The 23,787-nt window shown below is 38.1% G+C and carries 17 protein-coding genes; 5 read left to right on the forward strand and 12 right to left on the reverse strand.

What is annotated here, in order from left to right; translation table 11 throughout:
• Positions 1–10 precede the first annotated feature (10 nt).
• A complete protein-coding gene (locus OLM61_RS10210) occupies positions 11–1,333 on the reverse strand; it encodes a M16 family metallopeptidase (protein ID WP_264526232.1) in 1,323 nt (440 codons plus the stop codon).
• Between the two features lie 272 nt (positions 1,334–1,605).
• Between OLM61_RS10210 and rplU the strand changes: the two genes are divergently transcribed.
• The 3 genes from rplU (at position 1,606) to OLM61_RS10225 (ending at position 3,726) form a co-directional block, all read left to right on the forward strand.
• On the forward strand, positions 1,606–2,043 hold the full coding sequence (gene rplU / locus OLM61_RS10215; protein WP_068844917.1) for a 50S ribosomal protein L21: 438 nt from the start codon (positions 1,606–1,608) through the stop codon (positions 2,041–2,043).
• A 24-nt stretch (positions 2,044–2,067) separates the two neighbouring features.
• Complete coding sequence (gene rpmA / locus OLM61_RS10220) at positions 2,068–2,328, forward strand: 50S ribosomal protein L27 (RefSeq protein ID WP_017497241.1); 261 nt, start codon at positions 2,068–2,070, stop codon at positions 2,326–2,328.
• 108 nt (positions 2,329–2,436) lie between these two features.
• Complete coding sequence (locus OLM61_RS10225; RefSeq protein ID WP_264526233.1) at positions 2,437–3,726, forward strand: hypothetical protein; 1,290 nt, start codon at positions 2,437–2,439, stop codon at positions 3,724–3,726.
• Between the two features lie 143 nt (positions 3,727–3,869).
• Here OLM61_RS10225 and OLM61_RS10230 read toward each other — a convergent pair whose 3' ends face one another.
• The 4 genes from OLM61_RS10230 to OLM61_RS10245 all read right to left on the reverse strand — a co-directional run bounded on the left by OLM61_RS10230 (position 3,870) and on the right by OLM61_RS10245 (position 9,895).
• Positions 3,870–5,531 (reverse strand): serine hydrolase domain-containing protein, encoded by a 1,662-nt coding sequence (locus OLM61_RS10230; protein ID WP_264526234.1) that lies wholly within the window; start codon positions 5,529–5,531, stop codon positions 3,870–3,872.
• 76 nt (positions 5,532–5,607) lie between these two features.
• Entirely contained in the window at positions 5,608–6,420 is an 813-nt protein-coding gene (locus OLM61_RS10235; protein ID WP_264526235.1) for a helix-turn-helix domain-containing protein, read from the reverse strand.
• Positions 6,421–6,505: 85 nt separating this feature from the next.
• Entirely contained in the window at positions 6,506–9,262 is a 2,757-nt protein-coding gene (locus OLM61_RS10240) for an AsmA-like C-terminal region-containing protein (RefSeq protein ID WP_264526236.1), read from the reverse strand.
• Between the two features lie 51 nt (positions 9,263–9,313).
• A complete protein-coding gene (locus OLM61_RS10245; protein WP_017497237.1) occupies positions 9,314–9,895 on the reverse strand; it encodes a tRNA-(ms[2]io[6]A)-hydroxylase in 582 nt (193 codons plus the stop codon).
• Positions 9,896–10,008: 113 nt separating this feature from the next.
• Here OLM61_RS10245 and OLM61_RS10250 point away from each other — a divergent pair, with 113 nt between their 5' ends.
• Complete coding sequence (locus OLM61_RS10250; protein WP_264526237.1) at positions 10,009–11,253, forward strand: glycosyltransferase family 4 protein; 1,245 nt, start codon at positions 10,009–10,011, stop codon at positions 11,251–11,253.
• 141 nt (positions 11,254–11,394) lie between these two features.
• On the opposite strand, the gene OLM61_RS10255 is transcribed toward OLM61_RS10250, so the two are convergent.
• From OLM61_RS10255 to OLM61_RS20900, 7 genes are all read right to left on the reverse strand, one after another.
• On the reverse strand, positions 11,395–13,242 hold the full coding sequence (locus tag OLM61_RS10255) for a hydrolase/aminopeptidase (protein ID WP_264526238.1): 1,848 nt from the start codon (positions 13,240–13,242) through the stop codon (positions 11,395–11,397).
• A gap of 156 nt (positions 13,243–13,398) precedes the next feature.
• Positions 13,399–15,045 (reverse strand): pyruvate dehydrogenase complex dihydrolipoamide acetyltransferase, encoded by a 1,647-nt coding sequence (locus OLM61_RS10260; protein WP_264526239.1) that lies wholly within the window; start codon positions 15,043–15,045, stop codon positions 13,399–13,401.
• A 4-nt stretch (positions 15,046–15,049) separates the two neighbouring features.
• Entirely contained in the window at positions 15,050–16,048 is a 999-nt protein-coding gene (gene pdhA, locus OLM61_RS10265; protein WP_017497233.1) for a pyruvate dehydrogenase (acetyl-transferring) E1 component subunit alpha, read from the reverse strand.
• 158 nt (positions 16,049–16,206) lie between these two features.
• Positions 16,207–16,689, reverse strand: a complete 483-nt coding sequence (gene cdd, locus OLM61_RS10270; RefSeq protein WP_264526240.1) for a cytidine deaminase — start codon at positions 16,687–16,689, stop codon at positions 16,207–16,209.
• A 79-nt stretch (positions 16,690–16,768) separates the two neighbouring features.
• Positions 16,769–17,977, reverse strand: a complete 1,209-nt coding sequence (porV, locus tag OLM61_RS10275) for a type IX secretion system outer membrane channel protein PorV (protein ID WP_264526241.1) — start codon at positions 17,975–17,977, stop codon at positions 16,769–16,771.
• A 40-nt stretch (positions 17,978–18,017) separates the two neighbouring features.
• Positions 18,018–20,120: a type IX secretion system sortase PorU gene (porU, locus tag OLM61_RS20895; protein WP_319800552.1), complete on the reverse strand. Its 2,103-nt coding sequence runs from the start codon at positions 20,118–20,120 to the stop codon at positions 18,018–18,020.
• A 25-nt stretch (positions 20,121–20,145) separates the two neighbouring features.
• On the reverse strand, positions 20,146–21,855 hold the full coding sequence (locus tag OLM61_RS20900; RefSeq protein WP_319800549.1) for a hypothetical protein: 1,710 nt from the start codon (positions 21,853–21,855) through the stop codon (positions 20,146–20,148).
• 214 nt (positions 21,856–22,069) lie between these two features.
• Here OLM61_RS20900 and gldJ point away from each other — a divergent pair, with 214 nt between their 5' ends.
• Positions 22,070–23,758: a gliding motility lipoprotein GldJ gene (gene gldJ, locus OLM61_RS10285; protein ID WP_264526242.1), complete on the forward strand. Its 1,689-nt coding sequence runs from the start codon at positions 22,070–22,072 to the stop codon at positions 23,756–23,758.
• Positions 23,759–23,787: the final 29 nt, after the last annotated feature.

A 23,787-nucleotide genomic window follows, 5' to 3' on the forward strand; every position in this document is an offset into this window, starting at 1 on the left:
ATTCGATGACTTAGTTTTGAGCTTTAGTTGAAGGAATATAGTCTAAAATTAAACGCTGGTTAGGGTTTAGGTACTTCTTGGCTACTTCTCTGATTTCTTCTCTGGTGATAGAATGATAAAGGTCGATCTCGGTATTGATAAGGTTTACATCTCCGTAAAGCAGGTAGAAAGAAGCGAGGTTTTCTGCAATTCCTTCAACACTTGCATTGGCGTTCACAAAATTATTGTCGAATTTGTTCTGTAATTTTTGATAATCTTTTTCAGAAATCAAATCCGTTTGAATTTTTACAATCTCTTCGTCCATTTCTTTTAAAATGTCGGTTGTAGTGTTAGGTGCCATTGGTAAGCCGTACAAAATGTACATTCCATAATCTTCCTGACTAAATCCTACTGCTCCAATCTGAAGCGCCATTTTTTTGTCGTCGACTATTTTCTTGTACAATTTAGAGCTTTTTCCATCACTTAAATAAGAAGAAATCAAGTCTAAAACTCTGGCATCTCTGGTTTTCATAGACGGAGTTCTGTACGAAGCAACTACCATCGGAATCTGAATATTCGGATCTTCGTAAGTGGCTTTGATAGTCTGATTGATTGGTTCTTCGATATAAGTTTGTTTTTTTACCTCTTCGCCTCTCGGAATTGCTGCAAAATACTTCTGAATCCATTCTTTTGTTTTGGCTTTGTCAAAATCACCTGCCACAACTAAAACAGCATTGTTTGGCGTATAGAATTTTTTATTAAAAGCCTGAAATTCTTCAAGAGTTGCAGCATCCAGATCCTTCATAGAACCAATAGTGGTCCAGCGGTACGGGTGTTTTTTAAACATATTTTCTTTTACAACCGGCAGAATGTTTCCATAAGGCTGATTGTCGTAACGCATTCTTTTCTCTTCCTTAACGACTTCATTTTGAGTATCAACACCAATTTTATTGATCACCGGATGCATTAACCTTTCTGATTCCATCCATAAACCAAGTTCTAAGCTGTTGGAAGGGAAAACTTCGTAGTAATACGTTCTGTCGTCAGTAGTGTTGGCGTTATTTACACCTCCATTGGCGGTAACAATTTTCATCCATTCGCCACGTTTGATGTTTTTGGTTCCTTCAAATAACAAATGTTCGAAGAAATGGGCAAAACCCGTTCGGTCCGGACGTTCATCTTTTGATCCTACATGGTACATGACTGAGGTGATCACCACCGGAGCCGAGGGATCATTATGCAAAATGACGTGCATACCGTTATCTAAATTGTATTCTTCAAAAGCTACCTTTTGAGCATGAGCCACTCCGCCGAGCATTAGTGCCGCACTTAACATAAGTATTGAATTTTTCATAAATTAATAAATTTATATTTACCTAAATAAATAGGTAGTCAAGAGTTGATTATCGTTACACCAAAAATAACTTTTTTTACTTAGCATTTAGGAAAACAAGGGTAAAATGATTTTATTTTAACAGTATTTTACTTCTAAATGGCTTTTTTAGAGCGCAGGAACAGCTTGAAAAACAGTGCTAAAAAGGAAATAAATATTTTTGGAATAAGGGATTGCACAGTAAATTATTAGTTGTATATTTGCAACCTTAAAAATCAATAAATCAATTTGGTATGTATGCAATCGTAGAGATAGCAGGGCAACAATTTAAAGTAAGCAAAGACTTAAAGGTTTATGTTCACCGTTTGGCTAACGAAGAAGGTTCAAAAGTTTCTTTTGACAAAGTTCTTTTATTAGACGATAACGGAAATGTAACTTTAGGCGCCCCAGCTATAGAAGGTGCTTCAGTAGAAGCTAAAGTGTTACAACACTTAAAAGGAGATAAAGTTATCGTTTTCAAAAAGAAAAGAAGAAAAGGATACAAAAAAAGAAATGGTCACAGACAATATCTTACTCAAATTGTAATTGAAGGTATTACTGCAGCAGGAGGAACTAAAAAAGCAGCAGCTAAAAAAGCAGTTGTAGCAGAAGATGCAGCTACTGAAGAAGTAGAAGCTCCAAAAGCGAAAAAAGCAGCTCCAAAAGCAAAAAAAGAAGCTACTAAAGAATAATAACAATATTTAAACTCATACGTCATGGCTCACAAGAAAGGTGTCGGTAGTTCGAAGAATGGTAGAGAATCAGAATCAAAACGTCTAGGCGTTAAGATTTTTGGTGGTCAAGCTGCTATTGCTGGGAACATCATCGTTAGACAAAGAGGTTCAAAACATAATCCAGGTGAAAACGTTTACATCAGTAAAGATCACACACTACACGCAAGAGTAGCTGGAGTTGTTAAGTTCCAAAAGAAAAAAGATAACAAATCTTATGTATCTATCCTTCCATTCGAAGCATAAGCATTAGACTACTTATTACAAAACCCGTTCATCTTTGGTGAACGGGTTTTTTGCTTTATATCCAATACTTATTATTTGTATTTTTGGAAGGATTAATCTATCCAAATTTTGAAAAAAATAGTTTTCCTCCTGTTTCTTTTCTGTACAAGCCTGTTTGCAAAAGAAATTCACTCTGCCGAGCAAGTTGCATCATTGACCGATGCTCAAAAAAAGATTTTATACGAGTTTGCCGTTTTGCAAAAAAGGGGTTCTGATGTTACTGTTTATTGGCAAAAGCACAAAAAACAATTTTCTGGACTAAACGACACGGTAAGAAATCAATTAGCGAACGAAATTTATGCCAACTCTCATATAGTCTATACTCCCGTAAAAAATTCTGCAGTTCAACTATGGATGCAAACACAATCGCTGACCAATTGGATGTTGTATCTCTCGGCATTTATTGCAATATGTTCGATAATAGGTTTGTTGCGTAATTATTGGAATTCATTGATCGGTATCCTGATCAATCAGTTTGCTCCCTTATTCAGACTTTTATTTTCTGCAATTTTATTAACGTACGAATTGTTGTTAGTGGGGGCTGCCTGCGTTGTTTGGGGGTGTTTTATAGAAGAAATGACATTGCGGACGATAGTAATTCATACAGGTTTGTTTTTGCTATGGAGCCAGTCCACAGCAATTTTTACCCGTAAATATTTGGTGCAGAAATATATTTTTGAAGTAAAGAATAATTTCTGGGGAAATGATAAATGGGAAACTGTAAAAACAATTTGCTTGCCCACTATCATCGTTACCCTGGCGCTGTTTTATCTCTTGTATAAAGTTCCGGCGGACACGGTGTATAATTATGAAATTGTGATTGCTGCAATGGCGGCTATTTGTGCTTTGCCTTTTTGGCGAATTTTAGAGAAATATATGTACCCGATTCTGATACCCTACAAAGAGAAAGATACTTATATTGAAAGAAGTGTTTATTCGCTCGCAGCTTGTGTGGTTTTGGCGCTAATAATCGACGGATTCCTTATTTGGCAGTATAATGCAATTTTTTCGTATGTAATAACCGCTTTGACAAGCTTACTAATTGTATCTTTTTTACTGTTGTCGCTTAAGGATAATTACAAACGCAATTATAAGAATTACTATTATTTACAATTTGTTACAACGCTCTTTTTTGCCTCGGTTTTGTTTTATAGTTTTCACATTCATTCTGCCGAGATGATTTGGGTTTCATTAATTGGTGTAAGTACTTTTATCGTGATTAAATATTGGGAAATCCCGACATTTTTCTTTAGTTGGAAAAGAAGCAGCAACTGGACTTGGGGATTTTTAGGTATGGCAGCCTTATTGTGGTTGTTGGCAAAAGGTATTTTATATGTTTCCGGAACATTGTCTGTTTAGTAATGGACTAATATAATGCTATAAAAACCTGTACGTTAAATCTTTTGTTGAAAATGCAAAGCCATTAGAGATCACAAAAGAATAGCAATCTCTAACGCGCTTTACAGTAAAGTGAATACCTTTTTTGAGCCTGATCCTGACTTTTATTTTAATATTGATGGAAGTATATAGTCTTGTACAATTTTTTCAGCTTGTGCATGCCCATAAGGTTTGTTGTAGGCTTTTGAAGTAATGATTACGACAAGCGGAAGGTTCTTGAAAATCATAAACTCATTTCCACCATTTCCGGCGCAGTAATAGGTTTCGTAAGGAGTATTTTTAAAAGTAAAAGTTTTGTTCCAAAACAGATAACCATAGTATTGGTTTTCTCTTTCCGGAATCTGAAACTGGTGGGTTAGGGTTTTTTGAACCCAATCAGTCGTTAAAATTTGTTTACCATTCCAAAGGCCATCATTCTGATACAATTGCGCATATTTGGCATAATCCAGTGCTGTCATTTGCAGGCTTCCGGCTGTATTGGCTACTTTCTGCGGAGTGTATTGCCATTGGTAATGCGTTATGTTTAGGGGTTTAAAAAGCTTTTCATCGGCATATTTTTCCAATCCTCCAGGCACAGATTTATGAATGATGTCACCCATTAAAACGACACCGGCCGTAAAATAATCCCATTTACCGCCATTGGTTTTAGATTTGTCCATCGGTAAGTCTAAAGTAAATTTTACCCAATTGTCTGTAGGGTACATGTTCTCTTCGTTTCCGGGAGAATCGCTATTTTGATCAGAGCCCTCAAAGGCGGAGCTCATGGAGAGTAAGTCCTTTATTTTTACGCTGTCTTTTTTAGACTCATAATTGGCATAGTTCTTTAAATCGTAGAACTGGTTCAGCGTTTGATTTTCATTCTTAAGATAACCGTCGTTTATGGCAATTCCTGCTAGGGTTGAGGCAAAAGATTTTCCTGCCGATCGGGTATCGTGCAAAGTGTTTCTGTCGGCTTCATTAAAATATTCTTCAAGCAGCAGTTTTTTATCGTAAATGACAACCACACTGGTGATTTCCTTCAAATTGTAGCTGGCAATAGCGGCATTGAGTTGTTCAATTTTCTTTTTGTCAAAAGCAAAGTTTGAAACTTCCCAGCCGCTGTTGGGTTGAATGGGTTGAATTTCGATTTGTTTGGGGGTCAGTTTGGGTGCTTTTAAGATCAGCTGAATTTCTCCTTTTGCAATTAAATCTCCCGTTTTGACTGAACCATTTTGATTCGTTTGATAAGGACGAATTTCAATTTTCAGTTTATGCTTGCCATTGGTTAGCGCATTCTCTCCGCCATTCACTTTAAATCGTTCCCAAAGGTAAATAGACCACCAGTCTTCTTTTTTGGAACTCGTTAAAGGAACCCTGAAGGTTGTTGAAGTGTCTTTGCTGCCTGCCGATCCAAAACTGCATCCGTAATTAAGGTTTTCGGTATAGAGAAGTTTATTGTCGATGTAAAAGGCAAATTGAAGGTTTCCTGTCGTTAAAAGTTGATCTGCGGGTAATTCCGGATTCAATTGATGTAGGTAATTTGTAACAGAGTTGTTCATGAAAACCCTGATGTTCAGATCGGATTTATAGGTTAGTTCAAAGGATTTCAGAAAATCAGTTTCTTTATACTGATCCAGTGGAATGTTGCCTTTCATAAAAGTGACTTTACCCACATTGTTTTTGTGCAGTTCAGTTGTAATTCCGTCCGTTTGGAACAGGTCACTGTTTTGTGCCGAAATCATACCATTACAAAATAGCAGGGCAAGTAAAAAAAAGTGTTTTATCATTTGATTGATTATAAGGATTGAAAGGCAAATCTACGCTGCAACAAATTCTAAAAATTGTACAGGATTAACATTTGACTTATTTTTTGAAAAGTAATTTTTTATGCGCTGACGGATTTAGTCCGTTTATTTCTCTGAAGGACCGGGTGAGATGACTTTGGTCGGAGAAACCGCATTCGTAGGCGATTTCGGTTAGCGATTTGTTTTGTAATGCGATGAGCGATAGTGCTTTTTCTACTTTTAATTTTCGGATGTACTCTCCTAAGTTGCAATGAAAATACTTTGAAAAATCTCTTGAAAGGTGAATAGGGTGTATGCCTAATGTTTTCGACAAATAATCGAGTGTCATGGTTTCGGTAAGCTGATCGTGAAGAATTTCATCAATCATTGTAACCCATTTGGGGTTTTTATGCAAGACAGACTGAAAATCGCCATTTAGTTTTGATAAAATCTCGATCAATAGCGTTTGGGTGGGCAGGTCATAATGAAAGTCGTCAACCTTGGTCGCTCTGAAAATTTTATACATCAAAAGTTTGATGTCGGGGTTCAGGATGGTCGCGCTTCCCTGCAGGTTGTCGCTGTTCATGGTGAGGCTGTCAAACCATTTCTTTTCGATTTCGAGATGAAAACCTCTTGTGAAACCTTCCGGTTTAATGTTGTAATGTGGTTCCTGCCAGTTGTGAAAAAGGAGGCTTCCGGGGGCGCAATTGTACACTTCTTTTTTATTTCCTTCAATTACATTTCCCTGCAGGATAAAGGTAAAGTAAGCATGCTCGTGATAATGCCAATCTACTTTAGGATGTGTATATACGGTATCTGTTAACGTTATTCCTTCGAGAGAAATCGTTTTGTTTGTCTGGCCGTAAAACTCTCCTCTTTTTGATTGTTTCATGAGTAGGTTGCATTGCTCTTCAAAACTATAAATATAATTTGATTTAAATAAAAAAACCTGTCCATAATGAACAGGTTTTCAGGATTTATTCCTCAGTATCTTTTGTTTCCTCTAAATTTTGAGATTTTCTTCCCACTTTTATTTTTGGATTGTCCTGAGTTCCGGTAATGGTCAGCGGAATTCCAAAAATTCCTAAAGGAGGAAGGCCTAAACGCATTTTTAAGTTCAGTTTTCCGTCTAAACTTGTTGTGCCTTCGATTCTTGGTCGGAAGCCTGCAAACTTAAACTTAAAGCGTTCTACGGTCATGATATTGTTTTTGATCGTAGTTTTAATGTCTACTTTTGAAAGATCCGGATTTTTTATCGATTCCGTATTGGTTTGTTTGCTTACCGCACTAAACATTTTCAATCCCCTAACTTTCACATCTTTTATCGAAAGAGTTCCTCCACCGGCAAGCGACGGATAAACCGGTTCCATATTGCTGTTTAAACGGCCTTTTAACTGGTAGTCTAAAGAAACAATTCCTTGTGCTTTTTCGGCAGCGCTTGCCATTTTTCTAAAAACTTCAATTTCGTTGTAGGCTCTTTTAATGTCAAAATCAGAAGCTTTAATCGCGTAATCAAAATTGGCTTTTTTAGGAGTTATCGCTTGATAATTAGCGTTCATGCTCACGTCGCATCCAATGAGATTAAAACCGGTATTCTGCATGTTCAGTTTGCCTTTGTTCATGCTTAAATTTCCAACTGCATTTAAAAGATTCAATTTGTCGAAACTTACTTTTTGGGCATTCGCTGTAAATTGCAGATTTAAATTGGCAGGAATAATAATAACTCCTGTTTGTGTCGTTTGCTTTTGAGGCTGAGTTTCTGTTTTGCCTTCGGTAACCGAAGTAGTTGTCGGAGTAGCCGACATAAATTCATCCACATTAATATAGCGCGATGTCGATTTGAAAGAACCTTTTAAGACGCCGGTATTGGTCGTTGCATAATTAAAAACGTTCTGTAAATAACCATTTAACCTAAAGTCGGATTGGCCGTAGGCTGCCAGAAAGTTATTGAAGGACATTTTATCCTGATTGATCTTAAAAATACCTTCTTTGATGATGAATTTCTTCGGAAGATACTCAGAGGTAATTCCAATATTTCTAAGTTCAAGAGTTCCTTTGTTGTGCAGCTTGCGGTAATTTCCTTTTTCGGCATCGCTTTGTTTGCCTTTTAAAACCAAATCAGCTTTAACGAAACCGTCTAAGTCTAGTCCTTTTTGAGAGAAAACTTTATAGATTTTGTTGACATCCAGTTCTCCTTTTGCTTTGATGTCGTAAGCTAAATCATTAAAATTGCTAAGATCGGCTTCTACAAAAACAGGCTTTCCTTCAAAGGTAAATTGAGCGGGTTTTAGTTTTATTTTTAAGTCACCAAAAGTTCCTTTCTGATTCTCAACCTTAGATTTGATGGTGATGTCTGTAATCGGATTTGGATAATAAGGTGTTTTTAAATAACCGTTTTCCAGATCAATGACACCATTGGTAACCGGAAGAAGTTTGTTTTTTAAATCAAATTTACCATTTGCTTTTACATCTCCTGCCAGGTTTCCTTTTAGTACGATGTTTGGAATTCCAAGTGCCTGCATTAATTTCCCAAGGTCAATTTTGGCTTTAAAATCGGCGTTGATATCCGGTGTTTTTACACCTTTAACGTTGAATTTCGTTTTTAAATAATCTTGCTTGATGTTTAACGACAGGTTTTTGGCGTCAACCATAAGGAGATCCGGATTTAATGACGGGACTTTTGTTTTGATCTCTAAATTCAGATTAGAAACCGGGAAAGCGCTTTTGTTGTAATTAACAAATCCGCTGTCTATTTTCACATCCATATTAAGATCCGGTGCAATATTTTGTGCGGCAATATAGTCTCCTTTTAAAGTTAAAAGCAGGTTGGTATTTCCTTTCAATTCTGTTTTCGACAGCCAGGTAATGTATTTTGGAGGGAAGGCAGTAAAAACATCGTGTAAATCACTATTGTCTGATTTTATCACAAAATCCATATTGTATCCGTCTTTCAGGAAGTTGAATTTCCCAATAAAGTCGACAATAAGGTCGTTTATTTTAAGGTTATTTTGTTGGAAATAAAAGGACAGGGAGTTGACGTTGACTTTTGTGATCAGGTCAGCATTTACCTTTTTGTTCATCAAATAAGGTTCATTTTCATAAACGATATTTAACTTTTCAATTTTTGCTTTCGAATACAAATCGAAAACGGCTTTGTTTAAATCTCCTTTTCCTAAATAATCAAATCCAAAAGCATCAAAATGTATTTTCGTCGATTTGTCGTCGTAAACAATCTTACTGTTTAAAATCTCGATTCGTTCCAGTTTTAAGGCGGTTTCGGTGCTGTCTTTCGGATTTGAATCCTGCGAAGATCCTTTGTAAATGTTGTAATTGGCTTCTCCTTCTTCGTTTACTTTTACATTGATAAAAGAATCAGACAAATAAATCTGATCGATTTTTACCTCTTTGCTAAAAACCAGACTGGCTACATTTATACCAAAAGAAACTTCCTTGGCGGTAATGAATTTTTCGCTTTTATAAGGAGCTGAGCCGTTAAGGTTTAAGTCGCTTAAGGTTAGAGTCAGAGAGGGGAAATGCTGAAAAAAAGAAACCGAAACATCAGAATAGTTGAGTTCTGCGCTAAGTTTCTCGTTGGCAGTTTTTTTAATCTGTTCCTTGATTGTATCTTCAAAAATAATGGGCGTAAGGAACAGTAATCCTATAATGACAACAAAAGTAATCCCAAGGTATTTGGCCGTTTTTAGTAAAATGGTCTTTATTTTATTTGCAGACATAACAAATTGTGGTATTTATAGGTAAAAATGAAAATCGAATTTTAAGAATTATTATCCGTGTACGGTCTCACTTTTTCCGTAGTTGGTAATAATTGAACCTTCGAATTCAATCCATTCTTTCCAGCGTTTATCGATATCTATATTGTCGGTATATTTTCTTGCAAAACCTAAAAATGTAGTGTAATGTCCGGCTTCAGAAATCATTAAATCACGGTAGAATTTAGCCAGTTCTTCGTCTTTTATGTTTTCTGAAAGTACTTTAAAACGCTCGCAGCTTCTGGCTTCAATCATAGCCGAAAACAACAGACGATCGCAAAGAGCATCTCTGCGGCTGCCGTCTTTTTTCATGAATTTAAAAAGTTCATTTACATAATGATCTTTTCTTTCACGCCCCAGAGTCAAACCTCTTTTTTTGATGATATCGTGTACCATTTGCAAATGCTCCAGTTCTTCTCTTGCGATCACAAGCATTTCGGTTACCAGTTCTTCCAATTCAGAATTGTAAGTAACTAAGCTGATGGCATTTGAAGCGGCTTTTTGTTCGCACCAGGCATGATCCGTCAAAATTTCTTCGATATTTGATTCTACGATATTGACCCAGCGGGGGTCTGTGGCTAATTTTAGTCCTAACATAATTGCTTCCGAAATTTGTATTTGGCAAAATTAGTCTTTTTTCGACCAAAAACAGGAAATATCGTGCGAATACGCTCGAAAAAGCATTATTTTGCAGGTTGAAATGAATATAAATGAATCCAGTGCGTAAACTTTTAATTATTGGTTCTGTCTGGCCCGAGCCAAATTCGTCTGCTGCCGGAGGAAGAATGATGCAGTTAATTTCCATTTTTAAGGATAATGGATTTGAGATTACATTCGTCAGTGCAGCCCTGGACAGCGATTTTATGGTAGACTTGTCTGCGTTTGGTGTTGATAAAAAAAGTATCGAACTCAATTCGGCCAGTTTTGATGCGTTTGTGATGGAGTTAAATCCAAATGTTGTGTTGTTTGATCGTTTTATGATGGAGGAACAATTTGGGTGGCGTGTGACCGAAAATTGTCCGGAAGCCATCCGGATTCTTGATACAGAAGATTTACATTGTTTGCGTGCAGCAAGGCAAAATGCTTTTAAGAAGAACCGAAAATTTGAACTCGAAGATTTGTTTTCTGAAGAGGTCGCCAAGCGGGAAATTGCCAGTATTTTAAGGTGTGATTTGTCTTTGATTATTTCAGAATTTGAGATGAATATTTTGAAAGAAATGTTCAGAATCAACGAAGAGCTGCTTTTGTATCTCCCTTTTTTAGTAGAGGCAATGTCGGATGATGCCCTTTTGAAATTGCCTTCCTTTGAAGAAAGGAAAAAGTTTGTTTTTATTGGGAATTTCTTTCACGAGCCCAATTGGAACACCGTTCAGTATTTAAAAGAAACCATCTGGCCTTTGATAAAAAAGGATTTTCCGGAAGCTATTTTAGAAGTTTACGGTGCTTATCCGTCGCAAAAAGTAGTACAGCTGCATCAGCCAAAAAACGGGTTTTATATAATGGGCAGGGCAGAAGATGCTAATGAAGTTGTGAAAAATGCAAGGGTTGTTCTGGCGCCTATTCGGTTTGGAGCTGGCTTAAAAGGTAAATTGCTTGAGGCAATGCAATGCGGAACACCTAGTGTAACCACAACCATTGGTGCTGAAGCCATGCACGCCAGCTTACCCTGGAATGGATTTATAACCGATGATGTATCCGAATTTGTTAAAAATGCCATTGCACTTTATCAGGATGAAAGTCTTTGGAAAGAGGCTCAAAAAAAAGGTGTCGCTATTATTAACGAATGTTATCTGAAAGATAAATTTTCAGCTGGATTAGTGTCTGTAGTCAACTCATTGCTGATGGATTCTAAAAGCCATCGTCTGCATAATTTTATGGGGAATTTATTGCAGCATCACGCGTATCGAAGTACGATGTACATGTCGAAATGGATCGAAGCTAAGAATAAGAACTAAAAAAAAACCAGATTACACTTTGCGTAATCTGGTTTTTTTTAGTCTCAGTCTCAGTTTTCAGTCTCAGTCGCAGTCTCAGTTTTCAAGCAGCACTGCCTACTACAACTGTTCACTGCGACTGAAAACTGGGACTAAAAAACTCTATTTCAAAACCCCTTCAACAGCTTGAATCGTTGTAGCATGATAACCTGATTTTGCTTTTTCGAAAATCTGTTTTGCCCAAACTTTTCCTTCCGGAGTTTTAACCATTTCTTTGTAAAGCATCATTACCGATCCTGTTCTGCTTATTCCGATTAGGAATTGCTCAATTGCAGGATTGGCTGCTTTGTATTGATGTTCAATGGCCTGAACAAACCATTGGCGTTTGATGATGAAATTACCGCCTTTTGTAAAGTTGAATTCTTTGTCAATCGCTTCCATTTCTGCTGCTGTAATGTCAGCTGGAAGATGATCTATAAAATGTTGTTTTTCGGCAGTTGTCGTAATTTTTTTGCTTAGACCTGCTACGCCCGTTTCTCTCCAGGTTTTTTGGATTTGATCAATTGCATCAAAATCAGGAGAACTTACCGGAAGGATGTTTGACGGAATTCCCGGTTTGTAAATCCAGTCTTCTAATTTGATTTTATCGGCTAAAGCTTTGTCGCCTTTAATCAGGTTTTCATTGATGTACTTTACAAAATCTTCTGTTGTAATGGATTTGAAGGCATGAGAATCGAAATAGTTTTTAATAAACGGATCGAATTTCTCACGGCCAACCGCATTCTCGATAACTCTTAAAAAAGCATACCCTTTTACGTAAGGAATCATACTGATACCGTCGTCAGGATTTCTTCCCGTAAGGCTTACTTTTAATCGGGTATCCGGATTTTCTGCTCCATATTCTGCTACATTATCCACTAATTCTTTGTTGGTGATAACATTTTGCATTTCAAATTCTTTCTTTCCAAAGATGGCTTCTCCAATTCTGTGTTCCACATAAGTGGTAAAACCTTCGTTTAACCAAATGTCATCCCAGGTTGCATTGGTCACTAAGTTTCCGCTCCAGCTGTGTCCTAATTCATGTGCTAAAAGACTTGTTAGGGAGCGATCTCCTGCAATTACGCCCGGAGTTAAGAAAGTTAGGTTCGGGTTTTCCATTCCGCCATAAGGGAAGCTTGGTGGTAAAACCAATACATCATAACGTCCCCAACGGTATGGACCGTAAAGTTTTTCGGCAGCAACGACCATTTTTCCAAGTTCAGCAAATTCCCAAGCCGATTTTTTCAACATGGAAGGTTCTGCGTAAACTCCGGTTCTGTTGTCGATTGCCTGGAATTCAATATCTCCAACGGCAATTGCCATTAAATAGGACGGAATTGCTTTATCCTGCTTAAAAGTATAAACTCCGGTATCGTTTTTCTTCTGTGGATTCACAGCGCTCATAACGGCTAATAAATCTTTAGGAACCGTAACTTTTGCATTGTAAGTAAAACGAATTCCCGGTGAATCCTGACACGGAATCCAGGTACGCGACCAAACGCTTTCGCCCTGAGAGAATAAGAATGGCTTCTTTTTGTCTGCGGTTTGTTCCGGTTTCAACCATTGCAATGCTACAGCCTCTTTGGTGGTGTTGTAGTAAATATTTACTTTGGTAGTGTTGGGTTCAATGGTAATATGAAGCGGTTTTCCGTGAAATTCGGTGTCCGCACCAAGTTCGAATTTAGTTTCTTTTTCTTCGTCTCCTAAGGTTACTTTGGTAATGTTAAGGGTGTTTTCGTCGAAGATAATTTCGTTTCCTTTACTGATGTTGTCAATTTGCCAGGAAGCTTTTCCTGTGATGGTTTGGGTGTTGAAATCGACTTTAATGTCAAGGTCGAGGTGTTTCACAACAGCCAATTCCGGTTTAGAATAGCTGTGTTCGTCAATGACGGCTGTATTTTTTTCGGTTTGTTCTTTTTTCTGGCAGGCGAAAGCCGTTAAGAATAAAGCTACAAGGATTGTTTTCTTCATTTTTATGTGTTTTGGATTTGCGGATGAAAATTAAACAAAAAATCCCGTTTTGAATGAACAAAACGGGATTTTATTATAGGGGTCTTCGACTTCGCTCAGACGGACATTCGACTTCGCTCGGACATTGACTTTGCTAAGATGAACATGGCATAAAAATTATGCTAACATGGTCACCGGGCTTTCGATGTATTGTTTTAGTGTTTGTAAAAACTGAGCTCCGGTTGCACCGTCAATCGTTCTGTGGTCACAAGCCAATGATAACATCATGGTATTTCCAACTACAATCTGACCGTTTTTCACTACCGGTTTCTCTACAATTGCTCCTACAGAAAGGATAGCAGAGTTTGGCTGATTGATGATTGAATTGAATTCAGTGATACCAAACATTCCAAGGTTAGAAACTGTAAAAGTGCTTCCTTCCATTTCCTGTGGTCCTAGTTTTTTGTTTTTAGCTCTTCCGGCAAGATCTCTTACTGAAGCGCCAATTTGAGATAAACTCATGGCGTCTGTAAATTTCAATACTGGAACTACTAATCCGTCTTCAACCGCTACAGCAACACCAATGTTTACGTGGTGGTTGATGATGATAGCATCTTCTTTCCACTGAGAGTTGATTTTTGGATGTTTTTTCAAGGCTAATGCACAAGCTTTGATTACCATATCGTTAAAAGATACTTTTGTATCCGGAACGGTATTGATTGTTGCTCTTGCGCCCATAGCTTCGTCCATGCTTACTTCGATCACTAAGTTGTAGTGAGGAGCTGTAAATAAAGATTCTGCCAAACGTTTTGCGATAATTTTACGCATTTGAGAGTTTTTGATCTCTTCGGTGAAAACTTCTCCGGCAGGAACAAATACTTTTGGTGCAGCAGCAGGAGCAGCTTCTGGCGATTTAGCAGCAGCTGTTACAGTTGCAGCAGGTGCCTGAGCAGCAGCTGGAGTAAAGTTTTCGATATCGCTTTTTACGATACGTCCGTTTTCTCCTGAACCTTTAACCTGAGTCAATTGGATTCCTTTGTCAGAAGCGATTTTCTTTGCTAATGGTGAAGCTAAGATTCTTCCTCCGTTTGAAGTTTCGGCTACAGTTTCTGTTGCTTTTTCAGCAGCAGGAGCAGCTTTTACTTCTTCAGTTGCAGGAGCGCTTGCAGCACCTCCGGCAGTATAGTTTGCAGAAATTCCCGAAACATCAGTTCCGGCAGGTCCAATGATAGCTAATAAGCTGTCAACAGGAGCTGTATTTCCTTCCTGAATTCCAATGTATAATAAAGTTCCGGCATTGAAAGACTCAAACTCCATAGTGGCTTTGTCTGTTTCAATTTCGGCTAAGATGTCTCCTTCAGCTACAGTATCACCTACTTTTTTCAACCAGGAAGCTACAGTTCCTTCGGTCATAGTGTCGCTCAAACGTGGCATGGTAACCACTACAACACCTTTTGGTAATTCAGTTGCCCCTTTTGCAGGAGCAGCAGTTTCTGTTTTTGTTTCTGCAGCAGGGGCAGCTTCCGCTTTTGGAGCTTCTGCAGCAGGGGCAGCACCACCGGCTAAAAGAGCAGAGATGTCTTCTCCTTCGTTACCAATGATGGCTAATAAAGAGTCAACAGGAGCAGTTTCTCCCGCTGGTATTCCGATATGTAAAAGAGTTCCTTCGTTGAAAGACTCAAATTCCATTGTTGCTTTGTCTGTTTCAATCTCAGCTAAGATATCTCCTTCGCTAATTTTGTCGCCTACTTTTTTAAGCCAAGTCGCTACCGTTCCTTCCGTCATAGTATCGCTCAAACGAGGCATTGTAATAATTGTTGCCATTGATTTATAGTTTATGAGGTGTAAATGGATAGTCTTCTTGTGCGTATACTACATCATACAATTGTTGTAATTCAGGATATGGAGATTCTTCAGCAAATTTCACACATTCTTCTACTAAATCTTTTACTCTTTGGTCGATTACTTCAATTTCTTCTTCCGTAGCATATTTTTGATCCATAATTACATCTAAAACCTGAGTAATAGGGTCAATTTTTTTGTATTCTTCTACTTCTTCTTTAGAACGGTACAATTGTGCATCAGACATTGAGTGTCCTCTGTAACGGTACGTTTTCATTTCAAGGAAAGTAGGTCCGTCACCACGACGTGCTCTGTCAATCGCTTCTGTCATTGCTTCTGCAACTTTTACCGGATTCATTCCGTCAACAGGTCCGCAAGGCATTTCGTATCCTAAACCAAGTTTCCAGATGTCGGTGTGATTTGCAGTTCTTTCAACAGAAGTTCCCATTGCATAACCGTTGTTTTCAACGATAAATACAACCGGTAATTTCCATAACATAGCCATGTTGAAAGCTTCGTGTAATGAACCTTGTCTGGCAGCACCATCACCAAAGTAAGTCATAGTAACTCCGCCAGTGTTGAAATATTTATCGGCAAAAGCCAAACCAGCTCCTACCGGAATTTGTCCACCAACAATTCCGTGTCCTCCGTAAAAACGGTGCTCTTTAGAGAAAATGTGCATAGAACCTCCCATACCTTTTGAGGTTCCGGTTGCTTTTCCTAAAAGTTCTGCCATTACGTTTCTAGGATCAACTCCCATACCAATTGGCTGAACGTGGTTTCTGTATGCAGTAATCATTTTGTCTTTAGTCAGGTCCATAGCGTGCAATGCACCTGCTAATACAGCTTCCTGACCATTATATAGGTGTAAAAAACCTCTAACTTTTTGTTGAATGTATAATGCTGCAAGTTTGTCTTCAAACTTTCTCCAAAGTAGCATGTCTTCGTACCACTTTAAATATACTTCTTTTGTAACTTCTTTCATCTGAATTCTTTCTTTTGCTAAAGTTTGTTTGTGTTATCAATTGTTGCCTATAACGCAAAATAGTTTCCTCCCACAAATTTGCGCCCGAAAGGTCGGGATGCAAAAATAAGACATTCCTATTAAGAAGTAAAATTTAAAAGCCACTTTTTGGCTTTTTTTTACAAGAACTTTTTATCAAACATAAAAGGAAGTAAATTTTTTAGGGATGCCGATTTATAAACTTCACCTATTTCACCCATAAAATAGATTTCGATAGGGGTATCCTGTCTGATCTCGTATTCTGCAATAGATTGTCGGCAAGAACCACATGGTGGAATCGGTGCTGTCGTCTGGTTGGTGTCTGAAGCTGCTGTAATGGCCATTTTTAAAATTTTGGCTCCCGGATACACACTTCCTGCATGATAAATAGCAACACGCTCTGCACATAATCCTGAAGGATAAGCTGCGTTTTCCTGATTAGATCCTACGACTATTTTTCCGTTGTCTAAAAGTAAAGCAGCTCCAACCCGAAATTGAGAATAGGGAGCGTAAGCGTTTTTGCGGACTTCGACTGCCTGACGCATTAAGTCCTGAATGTCGTTTGAAAGTTCTTCAATGTTGTTGTAAACGTTAAAGGATGATGTAATGCTTATTTCTTTCATTTGTTTTTAAGGGAAAAAAAATCCAAATCTCTAACTTAATAGAAATTTGGATTGTTATTAATTTTTTTGTTTTCTGGTTTTAGTATACTTCGTATTTGTCGCCAAAGTTAAAGGTTAAAGAAAAACGAAGTGTATTTTCTAACGGATTTTTAACTTTTGAAGTCGAAAATAAATACGAAACGTCAACTTTTACAACATTATATTTGAATCCGGCTCCTAAAGAGAAGAATTGTCTTGCTCCTTTTACCGGGCTTTCGTGAAAATATCCTGCTCGTAAGGCAAAAGCATCCTGATACATATATTCGGCACCTACACTATAAGTGATTTCTTTTAGTTCTTCGCTAAAACCACCCGGCGCATCGCCAAATGATTTAAAGATTCCGGATACCCAGCCAATGTCTTTGTAGTTTTTGTAGTTTGCTGCGTTAGCTTGTTCCTGAGAAATGTCTCCCGGATCTGTAAAATCGCCGTCGCCATTTGCATCTACAGGAGTTCCTGGTCCCGGAGGAGTTGGAACTAAAAGTTTGCTGACTTCGACACTAAGGCCTACTTTGTTGTAATCGTCTAAGATGAAGTCGAAACCTCCTCCTAATCTAAGATTAGCCGGTAAAAAGTTAGAGCTGATATCGTCGTTATCATAACTTATTTTTGGTCCAAGATTTTGAAGGTTGAAACCACCTCTCCATCTTCCGTTGAAGTCAGAATAAGCAATTTCTTCCGATTGGTAGAATCCGGCAACGTCTACAGCGAACGAACTTGCTGCTGATGCATCGATATCTTCCGAAGCAATTTTCAGGTTAGAACGAATGTATCTTGCGGCTACAGCCATAGAGAATGTTTCGCTTAATTTAAGAGAATAAGATCCGTCGAAAGCAAATTCATTCGGTGAAACGATTCTTGCCGCTTCATTTGGATCTCCGGTGGTGCGTAACTCAATATCTCCAAAACCAAAATAACGGAAACTTCCCGCGAAGGCGCTTCGGTCGTTGATTTTGTTGTAGTAGGTTACCTGGCCTAATGAAATGTCATTGGCTAAGTCAGTCAGATAAGGAGTGTAACTGATAGAAAATCCCTGCTTGTCTACGGAGAAAGCATATTTTGCGGGATTCCATTGTTGCGAATAGGCGTCGGCTGATGTAGCAACACCCTGATCGGCTAAACCGGCGGCTCTTGCGTCGGCTGCGACTAGTAAAAAAGGTACTCCGGTAGTAATAGGGCGTTCAATGTTTTGAGCTTTTGCGTACGGAATAATTAAAAAACAAATTAATAATAGCGATATTTTTTTCATTTACGTAATTATGGAGTTGGTGATACAAATATATAGATTATTATAAGATGACAAGCTTTTCGTATTTTTCTGCCTTTTTATTTGTCAAATTTGATTTGACAGTGAGTTTGTAAATATAAACGCCTTTCCCGATTCGATCGCCAAAATCATCCTTTCCGTCCCAGGTTATTTCTCTCGACAGGAAGCCTTCTGTGGTGACGATCTGGTTTTTTGTCCAGACTACTTTACCGGTTATGGTCATGACCTGAACCTGAACATCAAGCGGTTCGTAAGGTCTGTTGTGTGAAAACCAAAATTGGGTATAGGTTGAAAAAGGGTTAGGATAATTAAGAACGTGAGTTAGGGTTAGCGATTCATCTCCAACAACTATAAATTGTATTTCACTGGTTACAGGATTGTTGTATACATCCCATGCCGTAAAAGTTATAGTGTGCATTCCGGCGGCAAGATTTCGCAATGGAAAACGTAAATTTCCATTGGTATAATCGTCTAGTTTTGTCTGATAATAATCATTGAGAACAAAAGGGTTGCTTACATCGCCATCCAGCACTGCTATAATATCATGCCCGATTCCGCTTGCTGTATTGATTCCGTTTTCATCTTCAAGAAACGCCAGTAAAAAGGGCGATTCGTTTGTAATTCCTCCCGATACAAAAGTTTCATCGTTCATATATAACTTCACTTTTGGACTTATATTGTCCTGTGGAGCATTTTCATTTATTCCTCCAATTTTTATGGTAGTGTTGTAACCGGTTTGATTTTCAAGTGTTTGTGTTTTCTTGGAGTAAAAGCTGATTCGGCCGTAATCAACTGGGACACGAATGTCTCTTGGTACGACAAAGCTAAATTCGAACTGACCGTTGGTTACCGACGCATTTCCTCTGAAAATAGTTTCACCTAATATTTTGAATGACATTGCAGGGCTATATCCATCGTTGTTCAGAGTGGTGGAGGTGATTAATTTATCGAAAATAGCTGTTGCCAATTCGCCATTGTAATTGCTTAAAAGATTGTTGTTCTCGTCGGTAATTTCTCCTGTGATTTTAATTTTAGATAAGGATTTGAAATCCGGAATTGCCTGAGAAACTGCAATATCATTGATTTTTGTTAGATTGATTTTTGGTTTCGGAATGGCCAGCATCAAAGCGGGATCTCCAATATAAAAAATAACATTACTGGCAGAACTTGGGTTTTCATTTTTAGAAATTCGGAGTGCCTCTGCGATAGTTGTGTATTGACTGGATCCGTAAGAAAACAGGTTTTTGTTCAGGCTGTCGTTAAAGTTTTCGGCATTGTATTGTCCGATCGCACGAACGGTGGTTAACATGGAAATAGCGCCGCCTTTTGGGTTCCAAAAAGTATATTCTCCTGCGGTTGGTCTCGTAGGGTCGTCAAATCTTGAAAACTCACAGGTGATGGTGATAAATAACGGGTATTTGTATTGGTTGCTCAGGTTTTGTCCGTCTGATTTTTCCCAGAGTCGTTCGCCTGCCAGTCCGTCTTCACCGCCATGTCCGAGATAGTTGAAAACTAAAGCGCCTTTTTCGAACGCATTAAACATATCGGTTCTGGCTTTAGGGTATCTGGCTCCTCCTGCCGAAGCTTCCTGTGTATAAGAGTCGAGAAGAATTTTGTCGATATTAAAGAATGGTTTTTGAGTAGTAATCGCATCGGCAAGGCTGTTTTGGCGGACTTGCAGACTCGCGTCTGAGGCTCTGTCGGAGTCATCGCTTATCATAACGATGTTGTTGCGCCAGTTTCCAAAAGATTTCTGATCGTGATATTCGAGAACTTTATTGACCATTTCAGCTGCTTGTGCATTATCAGAAATTAACATTCGGCCTACTGCGATATCAATTCCGCCAAATGGGAAAACAACAACTCCTTCATTGGCATCCATCAGGCCGTAAAAATCATCTGATGCAAATGAGGCTTCTCCGGTAGAGTTGCTGGTTGCAGATTGATATATAGGTACAATATTGGTGTTGTTTGAAATTCGGTCCTTATAATCAAACGAGGCGTCTCCAAATAAGTTTACATATTTAAGTCTTTTGTCGGGAGAAGAAGCGTTATTATAAAGGTATCGAATGCAATTTCGGATGGCTGCTACATCTTGCTTTCCGGAAGAGAACTCCTGGTAAATGTTTTCTAATGCTACTACTTTTACGTTAAATTGGAATTCCCCGGTGAAAAGTGGCTAGTTTTTCGGCTTGGGAAGTCAGAGATTTTGGAGCTACAATAATATAGTCGATATCCTGAAAGCTGTTTTGAGCATTCCTGAAAAGGGTTCCTTTTAAATTCTGATTGACAACTTTAGACTGGTTCTCTTTTAAAGGAGCGTAATAATCGGCGGGGTCAATCGCTATGTATTTTCTGATTTCTCCTAAAGCTGCCTTAAAACTAAAGTTGGCTTGCCCTGTGTTTTCTATTTTTAAGGTATTGGTCGGATCTGTGACGTCCCAAATTTGAGCAATACCGGCGGCGTTGCCTACTGTGTAATTGACTATTCCGGGGGTTGCACCTGCTAAATCGTATTGAAATTTAAATTGTTTTCCGGTGCCCAGAAGTTTTCTTTTGGCAATCAGATTAATGAAATCAAGGTATCCTTTTGATCCCGGAACACCATTGTTATTATAGGTAAGTTTTATTTTTACATTTTCGGCTCCGGTAAAAGTTGCGTTGGCCGGTAGTTTCTGAGCGTAAAATTTTATATCGCCATTGAGAACTAATGCCTGAAAATTGAGAGTGCCAACATTTTGCCCGTTGGCAGAAATGGCAAACGAAGTAGGAGTATAGGCTGCCGAAGCTGCTTTAACGTCTATTTTTACAGGAGTAGAAGGGTCGATATTCGGGAAGTTGAAGTTGAACTCCTGCTCCTGAGTAATGTCGAAAGATTCACCGTACCATTCGCGGCCTAAGTGAGCGATGTTTGTTTTGTCGATTTCGTGAAACTGGTAGTCGTCAAAAGTATTGAGTTCTAAAGTGCTGCTTCCGGTTGGCTGGTTGAGCGGAGAGATTCGTTTTCCGTCGCCGCCCGTAATGGTAATGTAATAGTAAGACTTGGTGTCGTACAGGTTTAAGTTGGTCTGGCTTTCGGTACTCCAGTTTTCAACTCCTTCACCATAAAAAAGAATATAGTCTTCGTTGTTAAAAACACCATCTGCTTCCCCGATAATCTGAATGGCATTTTCTGTCAGGTCTTCCGGATAATAAACGTTGTTGGCCAAAGGAAGCATTTTTCCTCCGTTTCCATAGATTTTGATTCTTCTCGGATCCGTTTTTCCCGGGTCAAAACCAATACTTTGCAAAAAGGCTCTGGAGAGTTTATAAACACCCGATTTCTCGACGTAAAAACGGTACCAGTCTCCCGAAGATAATACAGAATTGTAAACGGCAGCTGTTTTTTGAAAAGAAGAAGAGTTATTGTTTTTTGCTGTTGTACTGGTAGTCGTATTGTAGGAAAAAGATCGTATTCTTTTAAAGCTGTTTCCTTCTTTTATGATAGGCGACAAAGATAAAAACACCTGCGTCAGGTCTCTTGAAAGGGTTGTTTTTAAGGTTTCATTTGGTTTTTCGGGGATGTTTTCAAGGGAAAGGTCGCCAAGATCAGCAATTGAAACAGACTCGTAAATAATGTTGGAAATTTGAATCGAATTGTAGTTCGCAGAGCCTGCTTCCGTCAGATTCAATAATAAAATTATGCTTTTTTTAGTAGTATCATACCGGAAACCGTTTCCTGAAAAATAGGGTATTTTTAATTTAGAGTCACCAAAACTCATCTCTTTTTTGTTTTGCCAATCTAACGTAAAGCCTCCATTTATCTGGGAAAATGAGATAAAAGGAATCAGAAAAAGGTATAAAATCAGGGCTTGTTTCATTAGTGGATAAAACGGTTTTTAATTAAAAATATTTTAGTAGGTAAAAATATAGTATTTCATGTTATAGTAAATAATAAAAAGTATATTTTTGCGTTCGTAACAATAGGTTATTTTCTGGTAAAAAACAGCTAAATAAAATTATTAGACCGGATGTTGCTAATTAAATGTTAATTATTATATTGCAGCACCTAAATTTATCACCTACAGAATGAGTATGAAAGTAAACAAAATTGTAGTCTTGCAATTAATGATGTCAATGGTATTGATGTTAGGCACGGCTAGTTGTAGCAAAAAATCGAGTTCCAGTCATGCGTCCAGGGCAACTGGTTGGGACGTAGACAGTCAAAATGGAACTGCTGCCAGAAATGCAGGAAAAAAACAACAGGCTGGTCCTGGTTTAGTTTTTGTTGAAGGAGGTACATTTACTATGGGTAAAGTACAGGATGATGTTATGCACGATTGGAATAACACACCAACTCAACAACACGTTCAGTCATTCTATATGGATGAAACTGAAGTTACCAACGGTATGTACTTAGAATACCTGGAGTGGTTAAAGAAAGTTTTCCCACCAACAGAAGAAAATTACAAGAATATTTACGAAGGAGCATCTCCTGATACGCTTGTATGGAGAAATCGTTTAGGATATAACGAAACGATGACCAACAACTATTTAAGACACCCATCTTACGCAAACTACCCTGTAGTAGGTGTAAACTGGATTCAGGCTGTTGAATTCGCTAAATGGAGAACTGACCGTGTGAACGAAGCAGTTTTAGAGAAAAACGGTTACCTTAAAAAAGGAGCAAAAACTCAGGATGTTAGCGCTGAAAGTTTATTTAATACAGAAGGTTATGTTGCTTCTCCAAGTACAACTTACGGAGGTAACGAAGAACTTGTATTAAAGAAAAACCCTAGCGGAAGAAAAAAACCTAAAGCAGGTAAAGACGGAGTAGTTTCGGAAGAAAAAAATGTATACGCACAACGTTCTTCAGGGATTATCCTTCCAGAATACAGACTTCCTACCGAAGCAGAATGGGAGTATGCTGCAGCTGCTGATGTTGGACAAAGAGAATACAATATCTATAAAGGACAAAAGAAATATCCTTGGTCTGGAGATTATACACGTTCTTCAAAGCGTAAAAATAAAGGAGATCAATTGGCTAACTTTAAACAAGGAAACGGTGATTACGGTGGAATTGCAGGTTGGTCTGATGATGGTGCAGATATTACAAATTCTGTAAAAAGCTACGCTCCTAATGATTTCGGATTGTATGATATGGCTGGAAACGTAGCCGAATGGGTTGCCGATGTTTACAGACCTATTATTGATAATGAAGCAAATGATTTCAACTACTTTAGAGGAAACCAATACGCTAAAAACAAAATCGGGAAAGATGGTAAAATTGAAATTATCACTAAAGATAATATTCAGTACAAAACATTAAGTAACGGTAAAAAAGTAGCAACTAACTTACCAGGAGAAATTGCTCAGGTTCCGGTTGATGAAAACGAAACTTATTTAAGAACAAACTTTGATACAAGTAACAACATCAACTACAGAGACGGTGACAAACAATCTTCTAAGTATTTTGATTTTGGAGATTCTGAATCAGGAACTAAAGCAGATCAAACGATGTACAACTCACCTAAACACAACATCACTACTGATAGTTTAGGTCAGATGGTTAAAAAATATGACAACTCTAGTAAACGTACCACATTAATCGATGATAATGTAAGAGTATACAAAGGTGGTTCTTGGAGAGACAGAGCTTATTGGTTGGATCCGGGTCAAAGAAGATATTTCCCTCAGGATATGGCAACTGATTATATCGGATTTAGATGTGCAATGTCTAGAGTAGGAGCTAAATCTGAAAAAAGAAAATCGCCAAGAAACTAAATTCTGGCAAATTCAATAAAAAAATTCCA

It is taken from the genome of Flavobacterium sp. N502536 (assembly GCF_025947345.1).
GTDB lineage: Bacteria > Bacteroidota > Bacteroidia > Flavobacteriales > Flavobacteriaceae > Flavobacterium.